The following is an 18,832-nucleotide window of genomic DNA, read 5'->3' as shown; positions in this document are numbered from 1 at the left end:
TCTGCGCATACTTCCGCATGCCGGCCCCATTTCCGGCCAACAAGTATAAAATGACCGGACTGCGGGCTCATACTTTCCGGGCTAGTATAACTCCCGACCGTTGTTGGCTTGCGTAAACTAAAGTATAAAATTGATGACATATGATTTACATGCACAACTTTATACCGCGTAAAAGCTGGAAGAAACTAAGCCAAATACAGGCCTGGGGCAAGTTAGGCCAGGAGCAGCTTAGCCAAGCTATACTTGTAACCAAGGACGCGGTTTTTAACTACCTGCGCCGTATGCTCCAACGCGGGCATTGGCGCGAGGTGAAGGACATCCTGAAAGGCAAACCCTTAACGAAGACGGGGCATTTTGTACTTAGTGAGCTGCGCAACCAGGTAGTTAGCAAGCTTATGATGCGGCTGGGCTTGCGCAAAGTAATTGCCGTAGCACTTGCCCTGGTTCTGCTTCCACTTATACTTGCGCAGGTTAGCGGAGAGCTTATCCGAAAATTAAAGGCTTAATGGCTTGCCTCTAAAAGCAGTGAAGGCACCTTGATCGGGTGCCCTCACTTATCAACCTAATAAAAATGGATGACGCTTAGTGGCGGAACAATAGTTCGCGGTATTTTACCAGTGGCCAGTCTTCGTCATCCACCATCAGCTCTAGCTTATCTACGCTGTAACGGATCGTGTCGAAGTAACCGAAAACCTGTTCGTTATACATGATAGCACGTTCGCGGGCATCGTCAATCTTGTTGGCAACCTTACGGGCCTCGATCATCGCGTTTACATTCTTCTGAATAGTTGAGATGTGTGTCGACATTTTCTTGATTGCCTCCACGGTGCTAACTGTGTAATCATCCTCCAAGCCAAGCTCTTTCAGGCCTCGGATATTCTGAATCAGCTTGTTCTGGTAAGCTATCGCCGTAGGGATAACGTGGTTCACGGCCAGGTCGCCCATCACGCGAGACTCAATCTGGATTTTCTTGATGTACTCTTCAAGCAGGATCTCATGGCGTGCCTCCAGCTCAACCTCAGAGAAGATGCCGTGCTCCGTGAAAAGCTTCTTCACAGTATCGCGCTCATACACATCCAGCGCAAGCGGTGTAGATTTAATGTTAGAAAGACCACGGCTTGCCGCTTCGTCTTCCCACTCTTTAGAGTAACCGTTGCCCTCGAAGCGGATGGCTTTAGAAGCTGCAACATACTCGCGCAGGATCTGGATAATAGCCAGCTCCTTCTTCATGCCAGACTCGATCAGCGCATCCACAGACTTGCGGAACTGCTGCAACTGGTCTGCCACAATGGTGTTTAGCACCGTCATTGGCGAAGATGTGTTGGCCGATGAGCCTACCGCGCGGAACTCAAACTTATTACCCGTGAAGGCAAACGGAGACGTACGGTTACGGTCTGTGTTGTCGCGGAGCACTTCTGGAATGCGATCGATACCCAGCTTCAGGTACATGTTATCGCCTTTCTCCATCGGCACTTTAGAAGTGCGCTCAAACTCATCAAGCACCGCCGTAAGCTGCTGGCCGATGAACACAGAAACGATTGCCGGAGGCGCCTCGTTGGCACCCAAACGGTGGTCGTTGCTGGCTGAGGCAATAGAGGCACGCAAAAGGTCGGCATGCGTGTGCACCGCCATGATGGTATTGATGAAGAAGGTCAGGAATTGCAGGTTCTCCTTTGGTCTTTTGCCGGGGCCAAGCAGGTTAACGCCTGTGTTGGTGCTCATGGCCCAGTTGTTATGCTTTCCGCTGCCGTTTACACCTTTAAATGGCTTCTCATGAAGCAATACTTTAAAGTTGTGGCGCTCTGCTACACGGTCCATAATATCCATGAGCAGCTGGTTGTGGTCTACGGCCAGGTTGGCGTCTTCGAACGTTGGCGCGCACTCGTACTGGTTTGGAGCCACCTCGTTATGGCGCGTTCTCAACGGAATGCCCAGGCGAAGCGCCGCTTTCTCAAAATCAACCATAAAGGCGTGCACACGGCTCGGGATGCTTCCGAAATAGTGGTCTTCCAGCTGCTGGCCTTTGGCAGGCGAATGCCCGAACAGCGTACGGCCGGCAATAACTAGGTCTGGGCGCGCCTCATACAGGGCCTTATCAACCAAGAAGTACTCCTGCTCGATACCCAAAGTGGTGCTAACCTTATTTACTTCTTTATCGAAATACTGGCAAACCGGCACAGCGGCATCGTTCAGTAACTTCAGCGATTTTAAAAGCGGTGTTTTATAATCCAGTGCTTCGCCGGTATAGGAAACGAAGATTGTCGGGATACAAAGCGTTCTGGTTCCGGCGTTCTCGATCAGGAAAGCTGGCGAAGACGGGTCCCAGGCGCTGTAACCGCGTGCCTCGAAGGTGTTGCGGATACCACCGCTTGGAAAAGACGAGGCATCCGGCTCCTGTTGCACCAGTGCACTGCCCTTAAAGTTCTCAATTGCCTCGCCATCACCGGACAGGTCGAAGAATGAATCGTGCTTTTCAGCAGTAGCGCCAGTTAGGGGCTGGAACCAGTGCGTGTAGTGCGTGGCACCTTTGCTCATGGCCCAGGTTTTCATGGCTGCGGCCACGGCATCTGCCAGGTGGCGGTCCACTTTGTCGCCCGACTCGATGGTACGGAGCAGGCGCTTATAGTTTTCCGAAGACATGGTAGAACGCAAGGCAGCCTTGCTGAACACGTTTTCCCCGAAATAATCAGAAATATTTTGGGAAGTGCTTGCCACTTCACCGGGTTTGCGCTGGCTAGCAAGCTCCAGCGCTTTAAATCTTAAAATTGCCATTAGATTTTAGGGTTGGGTTGTTATATGCTACAAATATAAACATAAAACGTCGCCTCGAAACAAATAGGGTATAAATTTTCAAGGGCAATTCAGAAAATCATACTTCAAAATCTTAAACACCCCTTCATTTAACTAGGGCAATTTTGCAAAATCCAGTCAAATATTGAATCATCCCCTATCCTCTCGCACCCCAGCTATTTAAACTCCGGAAACCATCTCTGTTAAGAAAGTGTTACCGAAGGCTGACTTATACTTTATATTCGCGCTGTGAAAAAACGCATTTACTTCCAACCCCTATACTTCCTGTTCTGGATGCTATACTTTATAGTGGCCAGAGCCATCTTTTTGATCTATCACCTGGAGAAAAGCGCAGACCTGACCTCCGGCGAGGTACTGGACACCTTCCTGTACGGCCTCCGGCTGGATGCTTCGTTTGCGGCTTATATAAGTATAGCGCCTTTTTTACTCGTGTTGCTGTCGCTGCTGTGGGAAAAACTGCCGGCAGCCCGTCTTGTGCGGCACTATACAGTAGTTATACTTGCTTTCCTGTCCATACTTCTTTCTGCTGACCTAGAGTTGTACAGCCATTGGGGGTTCCGGCTTGATGCCTCTCCGCTACAATACCTGAGCTCGCCTACCGAGATGGCGGCTTCCGCTGCGGGCGCGCCTCTGTTTATACTTTTCATAGTCACGCTGTTCATTACGGTGGCATTTCTATTTCTTTACCGCCGCATTTTTGACCTGCACAGATTTACACTGCACCTGAATCGCTGGGTGGTGGCCGGGGTGGCCCTGCTGTATGCTGCCCTGTTGGTGTTGCCCCTGCGTGGCGGCTGGCAGCAAATTCCCATTAACCAGAGCGTGGTATACTTTTCTAATAAACCGTTCGCCAACCATGCCGGACTGAACATGCCCTGGAACCTGATGCACGCCTTGCTGAAGTATGACAAATCCAGCCATAACCCGTACCAGTATATGCCGGAGCAGGAAGCCGAAGAACGTGTGCAGGCACTCTATGCGTCGGTGTCAGATTCAACGGAAATGGTGCTTCGCTCGGCAAGGCCAAACGTGTTATTCATCATCCTGGAGAGTTATACTGCCAAGTTTGTAGGCAGCCTGGGCGGCGAGCAGGGCGTAACGCCAACCTTGGATAGCCTGTCAAACGCAGGCATAAATTTCACGAACATATATGCCGCCGGCGACCGCAGCGAAAAAGGCATGGTGGCGCTTCTGAGTGGTTACCCCGTGCAAACAACCACCTCCATCATCAAATACCCGCAAAAAACCGAGGCACTGCCACAGCTAAGCAAGGTATTTGCCGAGCAAGGCTACAGCACCAGCTACTTTTACGGCGGCGAGTTGGAGTTTGCAAACATCAAATCATACTTGCGCAACGGCGGCTACGATAAGCTAATCGACAAGTATGACTTTGACCCGAGCACCTACAACTCGAAGTGGGGCGCGCACGACCATGTGCTTTTTGAGCGTGTGCTCGGAGATCTTGCCAAGGAAAAGCAGCCCTTTTTCAGCACCGTTTATACCTTGAGCAGCCATGAGCCCTTCGAAATACCGATTCCAGCTAAATTCCCCGGTAACAACGAGGAGGCCAAATTCCGAAACAGCATTTACTACACCGATTGGGCATTGGGTAAATTTATAGCCGCAGCCAAAAATGAAGCTTGGTGGAACAATACCTTGGTGGTGATAGCGGCCGACCACGGGCACCCGCTACCTGGCCACGATGCCAATCACCTGCCGAGCAAGTATAGAATGCCGTTCATGCTTACCGGCGGCGCACTTGCCAAAAGCGGCATAAAAGTACCAGGCATTGGCAGCCAGACGGATATTGCAGCCACATTGCTCGCACAATTAAAGTTGCCGCACAATCAGTTTAAGTGGAGCCGCAACCTACTGGCGCCAAGCTCCTCTCCTTTTGCGTTTTATGTTTTCAACGATGGTTTTGGATACGTCACACCCGAAGGTATACTTGCTTTCGACAATGTCTCACAAAAACCGATTTTAAAGGAAGGCACTGTGAGCGAGGAACAAATCCAGAATGGCAAGGCTTATATGGAATACTCCTTCGGGGATTTCGTTAAGAAATAGGAACCCCGGCTTAATCAACAGAAGCACACAAACTATTCTTCTAGCCAAGTATAACTTCTAAGGTGCTTTGTACCAGAGCTATACTTGGCAAGGCACACATTCACCCTTTCACAATTTAATTTCGTATCTTTGCCCCCTGATTATGAAAAAAGTAGCTTTTTATACCTTAGGATGTAAACTCAACTACTCCGAAACCAGCACTATTGGACGTATTTTCCAGGAGCGTGGCTTTGAGAAGGTGGAATTTACCGATACGCCCGACATTTACGTTATCAATACTTGCTCGGTAACCGATAACGCCGATAAGAAATGCCGCAAAATTGTGAAGGAGGCCTTAAAGCACTCTCCCGATGCCTTTATTACGATTGTTGGCTGCTATGCTCAGTTAAAGCCAAAAGAAATCTCTGAAATACCTGGCGTGGATGCCGTTTTAGGCGCTGCCGAGAAGTTTCAGCTCGTGGATATTCTGGCAACATTTGAGAAAAAGGATAAGGCACAGGTATACGCTAGCCCAATTTCCGAAGCCAACACGTTTCATAATTCATATTCTTTCGGCGATCGTACCCGCACTTTCTTAAAGGTACAGGACGGTTGCGATTACTCCTGCACGTTCTGCACCATTCCGTTGGCGCGTGGCAACAGCCGCTCCGATAGTATTGCCAACGTGGTAAGGTCTGCGCATGAGATTGCAGAATCCGGGGTAAAAGAGATTGTGCTGACCGGCGTGAATACCGGCGATTTTGGCATACAGGATGGCACACGCGTGGAGTCGTTTTATGAGCTGGTGAAGGAACTGGACAAAGTGGAAGGGATTGAGCGTTTCCGCATTTCATCCATTGAGCCAAACCTGCTTAAAGACGAGATAATAGAATACGTGGCCACCAGCCAGCGCTTTATGCCGCACTTCCATGTGCCGCTGCAGTCGGGCTCCAATAAGATCCTGAAACTGATGCGCCGCCGCTACCAGCGCGAGCTGTACGCCGACCGCGTTGCCAAAATCAAGGCGCTGATGCCGCACTGCTGCATTGGCGTGGACGTGATCGTGGGCTTCCCTGGCGAAACGGAAGAAGATTTCCTGGAAACATATAACTTTATTAACGGTCTAGATGTGAGCTACCTGCACGTGTTCCCCTACTCTGAGCGCGAAAACACCCTGGCCCCAGACATGGCTGGCAAGGTAAGTATAAAAGAAAGGAACCGCCGTGCCGATATGCTGCGCATACTTTCTGAGAAGAAAAAGCGCAATTTCTACGAGCAGAACATTGGCCGCGAGTTTACCGTGCTTTTCGAGGATGACGTGAAAGACGGCCAAATGGAAGGCTGGACAGAAAACTACGTGCGCGTAGTTGCCAAGTATGATCCCGTGCTGGTGAACGAGACAAAGCATGTGCGCCTGACCAACTTAGATGCCAACGGGTTGATGGAAGCCGAAGAAACTTTTCAGGAGGTGCTCAAGCATTAGGTTTTTGGACAAGAATACTCTTATATTTAAGCTGCTAAATCTTCCAACTAAACATAATTAGATAGAGCGTGAAAGTTTTAAAGATGACATTAGGTCTGGCTGCGGCTTCTGCCATGATGGTAGCCTGCAACCAGAACCCGAACAACACTACCGCAAACGTTGAGACCGCTGCAGGCGCACCGAACATCGTTTATGTAAACTCTGACTCGCTCCTGGCGAACTACGAATACTTTAAAGACGTACGCGACCGCCTGCAAGGCAAAGCCGAACAAAAAGAAAAAGACCTTCGCGCACAGGCTGAGTCTTTCCAGAAAGAAGTACAACGTTACCAGGAGTCAGCGGCCGGCATGTCGCAGCAGCAGCGTGCTAACACTGAGCAGCGCCTTGCCCAGAAGCAGCAGCAGCTGCAGGCGCTTCAGCAAAGCTCAGGCAACGAGCTTGTTTCTGAGGAGTCGGAGGAAATGAAGAAAATCTACGACCGCGTAGAGGAATACTTGAAGCAGTTAAGCAACGAGGAAGGCTACAAAATGGTGCTCACTTACCAGCGTGGCAACAGCGCCATCCTTTACGGCGACTCTACCCTGGACATCACCGAGAAAGTTGTTGCTTCACTAAACAAGACCTACGAAACAGAGAAAGCCGAATCTTCTGACAAAAAAGAAGAAAAGACGACTGAAGAGAAAAAGAAGTAATTCTCTCTCGCCCATAAAACCAAAAGGCCCGCCGCACAACCTGCAGCGGGCCTTTTGGTTTTAAACCTATGCCACCGCCTAATCTAAACGCAACGTGAACCTAGAAACGAAAAGCATCAAGATAAGCCCGCTTAGCAGGAAGGCGTTAAAACTCGCAACTTAAGAAAAAAACAGCTCCCAGTTTTTCCGGGAGGCGCCTTGTGAGATCCGGTGCCCGTAGGGCAGCGCCCTGGCGCAGGAGGGAACACAGCGCCGAGTGGTAAAACGAGTCCTCGCGGACTTGGAGCTCAACAAAGTAGCTTGAAAAGATAAGTATGCAAGACTGAGCATCTCTCCCAGCTATGCTAACATAAGCCAAGTTAAGTCAGCGCTGAAGTTAAAGTATGGTATAAACGAGAAGCCCGCTGTTGTTCGCAGCGGGCTTCTCGTTTATACCATACTTTTCAACATTACTCATATCGCAACGATTCAATCGGATCAAGTTTAGAAGCTTTGAAAGCCGGATAGTAACCAGAGATAACGCCTACTGCTACACAAATGCTAAGCCCCACAAAAACCCATAGCCAAGGCACAAAGAAACCGCCGCCTTCGGCAATTAACGAGGCAATGCCGTTACCCATTAAAATGCCAAGCAGTATACCCACCAAACCGCCAAGTATACAGATAACGATAGCCTCTATCAGGAACTGCTGCCGTATTTGGAAGGCTGTTGCACCCAAGGCCTTTCGCACACCAATCTCGCGGGTGCGTTCGTTTACCGATACCATCATAATGTTCATCAAACCAACCGATGCGCCCAGCAACGTGATGAACCCGATAACGCCTCCTCCCCATTTCAAGTAACCGGTTATTTTGTTCAGGCTTTCGATTAGCGAGTCAGAGCGACGAATTTCAAAGGAGTCTTCCTGGCCTAAGGCATCCTGCCGAATGTTGCGCATTTTTCCGGTAGCCTCGCCCATCACATAGTTCAGTTCATCGGCTCGAAAAATAGCTGTTTTAATATCGAAGTTCAGCTCCGAATTGCCATTTCTAGGAATCTGGCGGCCAGTTTCGAGGGGTATAAGTATGCGGCGATCGCTGCTGCCACCCATGCTGCTGCCCGCTTTTTCCATCTGGCCAATAACCTTAAACCTTCGGCCTAAAAAGGTAATATACTCTCCTACTGCATCCTGTCCTTTAAAAAGGCTGGTAGCCAATTCATCTCCGATAATAGCCACGTTATTTCCCATCTCCTGCTCAAAAGAAGAAAAGTCGCGCCCCTTGGCCAGGTTCAGGTTATTGTTGAGCATGTAGTTCTCATCAGCCGCCACCACACTAATGTTTGGATTGGTTTTCTCTGTTTCGCTCTTTACAACTGTGGCCCCGGAAACAAACGCCGAAAGACTCACGCGCGCCTCATCGGCCATTTGCTCTTTGTACTGCGATGCCTGCTCGTAATCTATCTGTGGGTATACTTTCTCCACGCGGCCCTGTCGACTACCCCGGTTATTCATGCCCTTCCGGCGGATATCGAAGGAGTTGGCTCCCAGGTTTGAGAAGGTTTGGGTCAGGGAGTACTTCATGCTATCAACAGCGGTAAGTATGCCAACCAACGACATGATGCCAATGGAAATGATTAGACCGGTAAGTACGGTGCGGAGCAAGTTGCTCTTGATGGCTCTCAGGCCTTCGCGTATATTTTCGAGTAGGTTCATCTGCGGGAAAGATGTGCGCTTTTGTTATCTTTTACGTTAAGAATAAAAATCGGCAGCAATGCTTCTAAGATAGTGTCATTTTCTTAAAAATGAACCTTTTTTATACATTTGACTATATTTTAAAGACCAACCTGATGTTTTTCCGTACCACCGCGCTTTTACTCCTCATGCTACTTATGCACTTGCCTGCCTGGGCCAGCACTATTTTAGTGCCGATGGATGAGGTCCAGAAAGACCACTTAAAGTCATACGGCGTGGCGTATTGGGTACTTGGCAAAAACGTGCCCGTGGATTGGCTGCTTAACTACCGTGGCGGAAGTTTCGCATTTAACCATGTTCCGCAGCTTGAGAATGAGCTGATCGTGCGGGGCGTGAGCTACAACGTGATCTCGGATGCGCAGTACAACGGCATTCTGCAGCAGATCAACGACCCGGAGGCAAACATGGATATCATGAAACTGGAGAAAGTGCCAAAAGTGGCAGTGTACTCTCCTAAATCAAAAATGCCCTGGGATGATGCCGTGACCCTAGTACTGACCTATGCCGAGATACCATACGATGTGATCTACGATAAGGAGATTGTGCAGGGCGATTTGCCAAAGTATGACTGGCTGCACCTGCACCATGAGGATTTCACGGGCCAGTACGGCAAGTTTTACGCCAGCTATCGGCATTACCCTTGGTACCAGGAGCAGCAGCGCGAAGCTGAGGAGTCAGCCACGGAGTTAGGTTTCGAGAAGGTATCGCAATTAAAGCTGGCGGTAGTAAACAAGATTAAAGATTTTACGGCTGGCGGCGGTTTTCTCTTTGCTATGTGCTCGGCCACCGATACCTACGACATTGCCCTGGCCGCTGAAGGCCTGGATATTGTGGAAGCCATGTTCGACGGCGATGCCGCAGACCCCACTGCGCAGCAAAAACTGGATTACAGTAAGACCTTTGCCTTCCGGGATTTCAGGATCTCGCGCAACCCCCTGGAGTATGAATACTCCAACATAGATGTGCAGCCACAAGAGCGCCCCGTAACTGAGTCGAACGACTATTTTCAGCTATTCACCTTCTCCGCAAAATGGGACCCGATCCCAACCATGCTCACGCAGGACCACGTAAAAACGATAAAAGGGTTTATGGGCCAAACCACAGCTTTCCGCAAAAGCCTGGTTAAGCCTGAAGTGGTAATAATGGGTGAAAACCAAGAATTGGGCGAGATACGCTACATGCACGGCACCTATGGGCGCGGCACCTGGACGTTCTACGGCGGCCACGACCCGGAAGACTACCAGCACTTAGTTGGCGAAGACCCGACAGATCTGGCCCTGCACCCAAACTCCCCAGGGTACCGGCTCATTCTGAACAATATCCTCTTCCCGGCAGCCAAAAAGAAAAAGCAAAAAACCTGATGGAGTTCTGAGTTATGAATTCTGAGTGCCGAGTTAAAAAATAAGTATGACTCAAGACTCAGAATTCATAACTCAGAACTCACTAGTGCATTCTGTCTGGGCGCGGTTCCAGATTTCGGATAATGTCTGCTTCTATGGCAAGCAGCTCCTTTAGGCGGGCATCAACTTCCTCAGCGGGCATGTATTCCTTTGCCAGCTTTACAAAGCTAACGTAGTGCCCGGCTTCAGATACCATTAGCTCGTAGTAGAACTTCTGCAGCTCCTCGTCCTGTATGTGTTTCCAGAGCAGCTTGAAGCGCTCGCAGCTGCGGGCCTCGATCAGGGCGTTTACAAGCAGGTGGTCCATTAGCTGGCGCTCGCGCTTATTTCCCTTACGGATATGCTTCGTCAGTTCTACCACATACTCATCCGGGCGGTTACGGCCCAGGCCAAAGCCGCGCTTCTTAAGTTGCTCCATCACGCGCTCAAAGTGGCTCCACTCCTCGGCCACCAACTCTGTCATTTCCTCAACCAGACGCTCTTTATCCGGGTACTTCACAATCAGTGAGATGCCAGAGGTTGCCGCCTTCTGCTCGCAGTAAGCGTGGTCAACGAGTATCTCCTCAATATTCTTCTCTGCGATATTTACCCACCGTGGGTCTGTGGGAAGTTCCAGCCGAAGTATGGTTTTGGTAGGTTGCGTGGTAGCCATAAGTATGATTTGGTAGGTGCAACAGAGCAGCTTGTAATCTACAAGCTGCCCTGTTTATTATTTCTTGTAAGTATAGTTTATGAGCTGCTCTAAGATCAAGCAGCGACGGCGTTTTTTTAATCAAAGAAGCGCCAGTTGAGCCCGAACACAAAGCTGCGGCGCATGCCTGGGTAGAGCGGCGTTAGGAAGTAGACCGGCTCTGATAGCTCGGCATTTATGTGGCTCATCTTCAAAAAGAAATTCACCGTTTTGATATCGCCATTCACAAATACATCCACTACCGGGTATCCCTGAACAGAGAAGTTATCCTGTACAAAAAACTGCTGCGTTACGGGCATAAACTGGTAAGCATTGTAGGCACTGGCATATGTACTCTGCACGCCCAATTGCAAGTAGAGGGCCCGCTTAAACAGTGGCCCCTCAATGTATGCTTTCGACTCCCAGACCCAGTCTGGCATACGGATCTTATCGGCCTCATCGGTGTTGTGGTAGGCTACCACATTGTTTAAATGCACTGGCCCGAAGAAAATATTATGCGATAAGGTTCCGCTCCAGAAGCGCTGGTTGCCATCTACCTGCTCAGGCACTGCCTCGGAGTTGTAGAATACTAGTCGCTTAATGTTAGTATAATTACCGTCCAGCTTCACGTACTGGCGCTTGCCAATTTTTTGATGAATCCCCGCCCCAATGCGGTCAATCACGATGTTGGCAAAATCATTATCCCAGGAGTAGTGGTTGCTTACCATAAAATTCTGCACCTGTGAGGGAGAATACAAAACCCGCTCCAGGGAACCGTATGCGCCGCCCAGCCTGGCCATACCTTTTATGCGGTAGTCTCCTGCCAGCTGGTATTCTGCGTTACCTGTTATTTCAGCAAGCTCCTTGTAAAAAAGACGGATATCGCCGCCTATAAATACTTGATTAAAGTTACCGCTTCTACCAATGGTCTCAAACACTTCGCCTGCTTGTAGCACAGAGTCCGGCAGGCCCAGGATTGGGTTGATTACTTCGTACTGGATGCCTGCATTACGCAGCTTTACATAGGCTTTATAAGATGAGAGCTTGTTACTACCAGTCAGTCCGAACGTGTTTTCTAACTCTTTATACTCTGTAGCGTCGTTGGTGCGAGAGCTGCTATAAATAAACTGTGGGTATAAGTATGAATTACCCAAAAACAGTTGGCCACTAACGTTGGCGCCAATAAGTGCATCTGGAATGTCATCGTCATTATACTCGTTGCGCTGGCGGTAATAGTCGAGAACATGGTATACCTTGAGGTTCTCTTTTGCCAGCCTGTAAATCTGCATCAGGTGAAGGTTATTACGGGATTCCTCGTTCTGAGCCTGGTCAAGGTACACGGGTGCTTCCTCAAACCGATCAAGGGCTTCAGTTATACTTGCCGTCGTGTCGATGCCGCCGGTTTCAATCTCTTCCACCTTCATGAAGGTATAATTCAGGAACAGATCATACTTCTCGTTTTCGGAGCGGTAATGCGTAAAGGCTTTTACAGACTGGTTGTCCAGAAAGCCTTTGCTGCGCCCCTGCGAGGCCGGCCCCACCTGCTGGTCCGCCGACAAAATCTGGTATGCTACCCCGAAGTTCCAGCGTGGGTTAATGTTACGTGTGTGCAATGCCTCAAAAACCTGCTCTCCACGGCTACCCTGAATGTAGTAAAGATGCGTGTAAGGCGAACGTGTATCGAAATAATTTAACCTCGACGGGTTGTAAGCATAGCGATCAAAGATATTTTTACCTAGCCTCACCCCGATCTTGTCTGGCATCTGGAAAATCATTGGCGTTGAGGCCGTGCCAATGTTGCCAAGGTGCTGGTGAAATAGCGTATCGTTAAACCAATAGCGCTCATTATGCATGTTGTTGAGCGAGGTATCGATGGGTTGCGCTTCATAGCGGCCATTTAGCACATCCTGTTCATAGAGCTGTAATACAGTTTTAGGACTGTATATAACCTTGGTGGTATCGTCTATGATCTGGGCTACGGCGGCTGTGTTTGCCAGCAGCAAACACAGCATAACAAGTATAAAAGCTAATGTTCTTTTTTTCACGTTTCAAAAATAGCGAAATATTACCGGAAAATGCAGGCCTAAAGCTGTACCTTCTGTTGCACGTGCTGCAGCACAAAAAGATCAAAAACTTCTTGCTCATCCAGAAATTCTACCTCTATAGGCACGTAGAAAACAGGTAACTTGGCCGTATATTTTTGCAAATCCGAATCTGAAAGCTTAACGGCGTCCTTACGTGTTGTGATTATACTCGCACCCGCAAAAGCCGGTTTCTGAAGCATGCCCCAGACCTGATCCAGATCTTTTGAAGTATACTGGTGATGATCGGGAAACGCGAGGTGCTGTAATATAGTATAGCCGTTTTTGAGCAGATATTCTTTCAAAGGCCTTGCATTGGCGATCCCGGTTAATAGTATAACTTGGTTGTTTATTGGTGCATCACAGCCTATGCTTACCAGGGAGCCATACTTATACGTTGAAAAAAAGACAGGAACGCCAGGAGATGTATACGCCTCGATTTTTTGGGCTAACCTATCCCGCTCTTGCGGAGTAAGCGTAGCCGGGCATTTACTTACAATCACAGCATCGGCACGCTGCGCGCCGCTTCTGTTCTCCCGCAAGCGCCCAGCCGGGAGAACATGGTCCGTATAAAAAGGTCGGTTAAAATCGGTGATTAATATATTAAGTGATGGGGCTATACTTCGGTGCTGCATGGCATCATCGAGCACTATAACCTCCAGTTGCGGCAAGGCCCGCTTTAAGGCTTCAACGCCCTTCACGCGATCCTCACACACCGCTACCTTAACTGCTTTAAAATCTGAATAGTATTGATAAGGCTCGTCCCCAATTTCTGCGGCTGAAGTATGTTCATCAGCAAGTATAAATCCGCTGCTTTTTCGTTTGTAACCGCGGCTTAAGGTAGCCACACGGTAACTGTTCAGCAGGCGGAGCAGGTACTCTACGTGCGGGGTTTTGCCGGTTCCGCCCACCGTTAAATTACCTACAGCTATCACAGGCATTTCGAACGAGCGCGACTGTAAAACCCCAAGGTTGTAGCCTATGTTTCGCAGCCGCATGAAGCCTCCATAAAGCTGCCCAAAGGGCCACAGCAGAAAGTAGAGATATTTTTGCATGGTTTTGTTAAGGAAGCAAAGTTACGTTAATTTTAACGTGCCTACGCTAATCATTCATTTATAGAAAAACTATGGCAAAGATACATGAAATTACCACGCTCCTGGAGCAACTCGCTCCGCTGCGCTACCAGGAGAGCTACGATAATGCCGGCTTACAGACCGGTGATGCCAACGCAGAAGTAACCGGTGTGCTGGTAACACTGGACTGCACAGAGGCTGTGCTGGACGAGGCGATTTCTAAGGGCTGTAACCTGGTTGTGGCGCACCACCCAGTCATTTTCAAGGGCTTAAAGCAGCTGACCGGGGGCAATTACGTTGAGCGCACCATCATCAAAGCCATACAAAACAACATCGCTATTTACGCCAGCCATACTAACCTGGATAATGTTTTAAATGGGGTGAACACAAAGATCGCTGATAAACTTGCCCTCCAGCAACAACGCATTTTGGTGAATAAACCTTCCACCCTGATGCAGCTGGTCACGTTTGTACCTGTCGAAAACACCGAAAAAGTACTGGACGCCCTGAACCAGGCCGGAGCGGGAAACATTGGCGAGTATAGCGGTTGTAGCTTCACCGTGACAGGCACAGGTCGCTTTACGCCCTCAGCACAGGCCACACCCGCTATTGGTAGCCAGGGAAAACCGGAGCAGGTGCAGGAAAACAGGCTGGAGCTTCTGTTCCCAGCATATCTGCAAGGCAAAATAATGGAAGCCTTAAAGCAGGCGCACCCTTACGAGGAAGTGGCGCATTACTTATACAATATCGAAAATCAGAACCAGGAAGTAGGCATTGGCGTGATTGGCGAACTGGCCGAAGCCCTAACGGAGCAGGAGTTTCTGGCTTACCTGAAGGATAAAATGAAACTGCAGGGCCTCCGTTTTACTTCCGTCGGGGCAAAAAAAATAAAGCGGGTAGCCGTATGCGGCGGTTCGGGTAGCTTCCTTATCAAGGATGCCCTGCGCCAGGGCGCTGATGCGCTGGTTACAGGAGATGTGAAGTATCATGAATTCTTTGATGCAGAACAGCGCCTGATGATAGCAGACATTGGCCACTACGAGAGCGAGGTATTTACAAAGGAGATATTTTATGCCGCTATTTCAAAAAGTTTTTCTAATTTTGCAGTCTTAATATCAGAAGTAAACACAAACCCTGTCAGATACACTTTTTAATACATGGAAAGTACTGTAGCCAGCAAACTGGAAGCTCTTGCAAAGCTTCAAAGCATCGATTCGCAACTTGATGAGATTAAACGAGTAAGAGGTGACCTTCCTGAAGAAGTTCAGGACCTGGAAGATGAAATTGAAGGCTATGAAGTTAGGGTTCGTAAGTTTGACGATGAGGTAGCCGGTCTTAACGAGTCTATTGCACAGCGCAAGCAGGCCATCAAAGACTCAGAAAGCCTGATCCGCAAATACGAGGAGCAACAGCAGAACGTACGTAACAACCGTGAGTACGATGCCATTACCAAAGAAATCGAGCTTCAGAAGCTGGAAATCCAGATTTCTGAAAAGAAGATAAAAGAAGCGCACTACCAGATCGATCAGAAGAAAACCGAGATCGAAGGCACCAAGCACCGCCTGGATGAGCGCCGCAAGGACTTAGAGAATAAGCAAAAAGAGCTGGAGCAGATCGTAGCTGAGAGCCAGGAAGAAGAGAGAAAACTGGAGGATGACCGCGAAAAGGCAGCCGGCAACATTGAGCCACGCCTGCTTAGCGCTTACTCCCGAATCCGCAAAAACGTACGCAACGGCCTGGCTGTTGTGTCTGTTAAGCGTGATGCCTGTGGTGGTTGCTTCAACACTGTGCCGCCTCAGCGCCAAGCTGATATTGCAGCTCAGAAGAAAATTATCGTTTGCGAGCACTGCGGCCGTATTTTGGCTGGTGTGGAGCTGCGCGTATTCTAGTAGCATCTAGTTAATCTTGAGCGTACATCGCTTGCATACAAACCTAAAAAGGATGGCTAAACCCCATCCTTTTTTTTTGGTGCTCGGCCTTTTGCTTTTCAGCCATGCGCTGCTAGCTTCCCCTGGCTACACACCTAGGCACCAGGCGGCTTACCAACAACTGCTCAGCCTGCAACTGAAAAGCGGGCGCCAAATGACCCAAAACCTACCTACGCAGAACACCGCTGCAACCTTATTGCTGGCTAACTACGCCGATTTCCTGGAGCTATGCGTGCAGCAAGACCAAAGCAAGTATGAGCTACTGATTCGAGCACAGGAAATCCGGCTAAAAAAACTGAAAGACCTTCCGCAACAAGACCCTTGGCAAAGTTATGCAGCAGCTGAAGTTGAAATGCAACTGGCGATGTGCAACCTGCTTTTTGGCAGCAGATTATCCGCAGCGTGGCACTTCCGTCAAGCATTTTCCCAATATGCGGAGAACGTAGAATCGTACCCCCATTTCCTCCCCAACAGAAAAAACCTTGGGGTGCTGCAGGCGCTCATTGGCTCGGTACCAGACCAATACCAGTGGTTTTTAAACATCGTTGGTTTAAAGGGGAGTATAAAGCAGGGCATGGCAAACCTACAAGCAGCAACAAATCCCGAAAATCCGTTTCACCTGGAAGCTCGCCTACTGCAAACAGTTCTTCTGCACATGGTAGCCCCTGAAAAGGAAGCTATTGCCTTAGAGCAAATCAGGCAAATGGCCAGCAGCCAGAAAAACAGTTTGCTTATGCAGTTCGTGGCCATGCACCTGCTCAAAAAAAGTAAGCACGGCGAGGAAGCGCTGGCAATATACAAGCATTTACCCAGACGCAACTCATACGTATCATTCCCATACCTGCACCACATGGCCGCAGATCTATACTTATACAAAGGCGATTACTCGAAGTCAGTGATAGCCAACGAACTTTTTTTACAGCTACATAAAGGGCATCATTATCTAAAGTCAGCTAATTACAAATTATACTTAGCTTATGTTCTCGGAAACCATAAACCTCAAGCATCTTGGTATTTACAGCAAATAAGCAAAGTGGGAATCGAAGAAACAGAGGAAGACAAGTATGCCGCACAGTACGCTGAAAAATCAAAACAAATTAAAGGGTTGCCATTCATGCGCGCGCGCCTCTATTATGATGGCGGATATTACCAAAAGGCCCTGAAGGAACTGAATCAGTATCAGCTGCCAAACGCCGCAGCCAAGGCAACACAGGCTGAATATTACTATCGCAAAGCCCGAATTTACCATGCACTAGACTCCGTGCAAATTGCGCTGCCCCTTTATAAACAAACCATACACCTGTGCCAGGGCACTACGCTATACTTTGCCCCCAATGCGGCATTGCAACTTGGCTATATTTACTTAGCACTAAAGCAGCCTGAACCTGCAAAGTCATACTTTAACCAGGCACGCAGTTACAAAGGGCATGCTTACAAAAACAGCATCGACGCGAAGGCTAAACTTGCTTTGCAAACTTTCTAAGTACCGTATGTTTACAGAGGAAATACAAGAAAAGGATCTTCCGATTAGTTTGGAAGAATTTAGATTGAAGGCGCTGGCCTGGGCCGATCAGCACCCGCTAGTAGCCTACTATAACCCGAACGATATTCCATACCCGCATCATGGTTTTGAGCATATCCTGGCTTTATCCAGTGGCACTCCTGAAGTTTTTCCGGTTACAGATACATATACCCATTTAGAAAAGCTATTAGCGCAAAAGCATCCGCTCTTGTGCGGTTACCTGGGCTATGATTTAAAGAATCAAACCGAAAAGCTGAGCAGCCATAACCCTGATCATCTGGGCTTTCCATTGTTAACATTTTTCATCCCGGAAGTATACTTATACTTTAACAAGGAGACTATAACCATTTATACTTCAACGGATAACAGAAAACATATAGTTAACACTATACTCGTTTCAGAATGCATCGCTACAGCCCCTCCGGCTGGCATTACTATGCAGCAGCGCGTGCCTCGCGAGAAGTACAAGCGGCAAGTGGAGCAGGTTAAAAAACACATTCTGGAGGGCAATGTGTATGAACTGAACTACTGCATGGAATTTTTCAGTGAAGAGGCACGCATCAACCCGCTACCTCTATACATGGCACTAAATGCGGCATCGCCAACGCCTTTTTCTGGCTACCTCAAGCTACAGGATAAATACCTGATGTGCGCCTCTCCAGAGCGTTTTCTAAAGAAGGAAGGACAGCGCCTTATTTCCCAACCCATAAAAGGCACCATTCGCACGGGCAGCACACCGGAAGAGGACCGCGCCTTACAGCACCAGCTTAGAAACGATGAGAAAGAGCTGGCCGAGAACATGATGATCGTGGATTTGGTGCGCAATGACCTAAGTCGGTCCTGCGCCACCGGAACCGTACAGGTTGAGGAAATGTTCGGAATTTACGGTTTCAGGCAGGTTTCGCAAATGATTTCTACGGTCGTGGGAACGCTAAAACCCGAGAATACCATAGTAGATGCGCTAAAAGGCGCCTTCCCGATGGGCAGCATGACCGGCGCTCCCAAGATCAGCGCCATGCAACTAATTGAAGAACTGGAAGACACCAAGCGTGGGTTGTACTCTGGCGCATTTGGCCACTTTACGGGCAATGGCGACTGCGATTTTAATGTCGTAATCCGAAGTCTACAGTATAACGCTTCTACTGGCTACTTAAACTTTATGGTGGGAAGCGCCATTACTTACGACTCCGACCCGGACCGTGAATACGAGGAATGCCTTTTAAAAGCGCATGCGATGCTGAAGGTGCTTGGGCAAGTATAGAGTTGCGCCTTCAATTAGAAATTATGCGCAGATAAGTGTTGAAATTTATCAAGTCTGCACATACTACTTCTGAGTAGCATAAGCCAAACTTTATTTGCTTACTTTTCAAATTTCTAATTCATCCTTGAATAT

Annotated in this window: 14 protein-coding genes; 9 read left to right on the top strand and 5 right to left on the bottom strand. The window is 48.8% G+C overall.

The window, feature by feature from the left end; genetic code table 11:
• Positions 1-140 precede the first annotated feature (140 nt).
• The gene (locus D1627_RS06125) at positions 141-506 is read left to right on the top strand and encodes a hypothetical protein (RefSeq protein ID WP_119431353.1); all 366 of its coding nucleotides are present in this window, start codon (positions 141-143) and stop codon (positions 504-506) included.
• 76 nt (positions 507-582) lie between these two features.
• On the opposite strand, the gene D1627_RS06120 is transcribed toward D1627_RS06125, so the two are convergent.
• The gene (locus D1627_RS06120; protein ID WP_119431352.1) at positions 583-2,772 is read right to left on the bottom strand and encodes a glutamine synthetase III family protein; all 2,190 of its coding nucleotides are present in this window, start codon (positions 2,770-2,772) and stop codon (positions 583-585) included.
• 267 nt (positions 2,773-3,039) lie between these two features.
• On the opposite strand from D1627_RS06120, the gene D1627_RS06115 reads away from it, so the two are divergent.
• From D1627_RS06115 to D1627_RS06105, 3 genes are all read left to right on the top strand, one after another.
• Entirely contained in the window at positions 3,040-4,878 is a 1,839-nt protein-coding gene (locus D1627_RS06115; RefSeq protein WP_119431351.1) for an LTA synthase family protein, read from the top strand.
• A 142-nt stretch (positions 4,879-5,020) separates the two neighbouring features.
• Positions 5,021-6,340 (top strand): tRNA (N(6)-L-threonylcarbamoyladenosine(37)-C(2))-methylthiotransferase MtaB, encoded by a 1,320-nt coding sequence (gene mtaB / locus D1627_RS06110; RefSeq protein ID WP_119431350.1) that lies wholly within the window; start codon positions 5,021-5,023, stop codon positions 6,338-6,340.
• An 83-nt stretch (positions 6,341-6,423) separates the two neighbouring features.
• The gene (locus D1627_RS06105) at positions 6,424-7,032 is read left to right on the top strand and encodes an OmpH family outer membrane protein (RefSeq protein ID WP_119431349.1); all 609 of its coding nucleotides are present in this window, start codon (positions 6,424-6,426) and stop codon (positions 7,030-7,032) included.
• A 449-nt stretch (positions 7,033-7,481) separates the two neighbouring features.
• On the opposite strand, the gene D1627_RS06100 is transcribed toward D1627_RS06105, so the two are convergent.
• Positions 7,482-8,726, bottom strand: a complete 1,245-nt coding sequence (locus D1627_RS06100) for an ABC transporter permease (RefSeq protein WP_119431348.1) — start codon at positions 8,724-8,726, stop codon at positions 7,482-7,484.
• A 167-nt stretch (positions 8,727-8,893) separates the two neighbouring features.
• On the opposite strand from D1627_RS06100, the gene D1627_RS06095 reads away from it, so the two are divergent.
• Positions 8,894-10,126: an asparagine synthetase B gene (locus tag D1627_RS06095; RefSeq protein ID WP_119431828.1), complete on the top strand. Its 1,233-nt coding sequence runs from the start codon at positions 8,894-8,896 to the stop codon at positions 10,124-10,126.
• Between the two features lie 82 nt (positions 10,127-10,208).
• Here the strand turns inward: D1627_RS06095 and miaE are convergent, their stop codons facing one another.
• From miaE to lpxK, 3 genes are all read right to left on the bottom strand, one after another.
• Positions 10,209-10,817, bottom strand: coding sequence for a tRNA-(ms[2]io[6]A)-hydroxylase (gene miaE, locus D1627_RS06090; protein WP_119431347.1), 609 nt, complete (start codon positions 10,815-10,817; stop codon positions 10,209-10,211).
• Between the two features lie 116 nt (positions 10,818-10,933).
• Positions 10,934-12,880 (bottom strand): putative porin, encoded by a 1,947-nt coding sequence (locus tag D1627_RS06085; protein ID WP_147383227.1) that lies wholly within the window; start codon positions 12,878-12,880, stop codon positions 10,934-10,936.
• A gap of 38 nt (positions 12,881-12,918) precedes the next feature.
• Complete coding sequence (gene lpxK, locus D1627_RS06080) at positions 12,919-13,971, bottom strand: tetraacyldisaccharide 4'-kinase (RefSeq protein WP_119431345.1); 1,053 nt, start codon at positions 13,969-13,971, stop codon at positions 12,919-12,921.
• Between the two features lie 71 nt (positions 13,972-14,042).
• On the opposite strand from lpxK, the gene D1627_RS06075 reads away from it, so the two are divergent.
• From D1627_RS06075 to D1627_RS06060, 4 genes are read left to right on the top strand one after another with little or no spacing between them, the layout of a single operon-like run.
• Positions 14,043-15,143 (top strand): Nif3-like dinuclear metal center hexameric protein, encoded by a 1,101-nt coding sequence (locus tag D1627_RS06075; RefSeq protein WP_119431344.1) that lies wholly within the window; start codon positions 14,043-14,045, stop codon positions 15,141-15,143.
• 3 nt (positions 15,144-15,146) lie between these two features.
• Positions 15,147-15,878, top strand: coding sequence for a zinc ribbon domain-containing protein (locus D1627_RS06070; RefSeq protein WP_119431343.1), 732 nt, complete (start codon positions 15,147-15,149; stop codon positions 15,876-15,878).
• A 52-nt stretch (positions 15,879-15,930) separates the two neighbouring features.
• A complete protein-coding gene (locus tag D1627_RS06065) occupies positions 15,931-17,400 on the top strand; it encodes a tetratricopeptide repeat protein (RefSeq protein ID WP_119431342.1) in 1,470 nt (489 codons plus the stop codon).
• A 7-nt stretch (positions 17,401-17,407) separates the two neighbouring features.
• Complete coding sequence (locus D1627_RS06060) at positions 17,408-18,700, top strand: anthranilate synthase component I family protein (protein WP_199688390.1); 1,293 nt, start codon at positions 17,408-17,410, stop codon at positions 18,698-18,700.
• The last annotated feature ends 132 nt before the right edge of the window (positions 18,701-18,832 follow it).

It is taken from the genome of Pontibacter oryzae (assembly GCF_003576375.1).
GTDB lineage: Bacteria > Bacteroidota > Bacteroidia > Cytophagales > Hymenobacteraceae > Pontibacter > Pontibacter oryzae.
The sequence above is the reverse complement of the archived record's forward strand: the minus strand, read 5'-3'. Positions and strand labels throughout refer to the sequence as shown.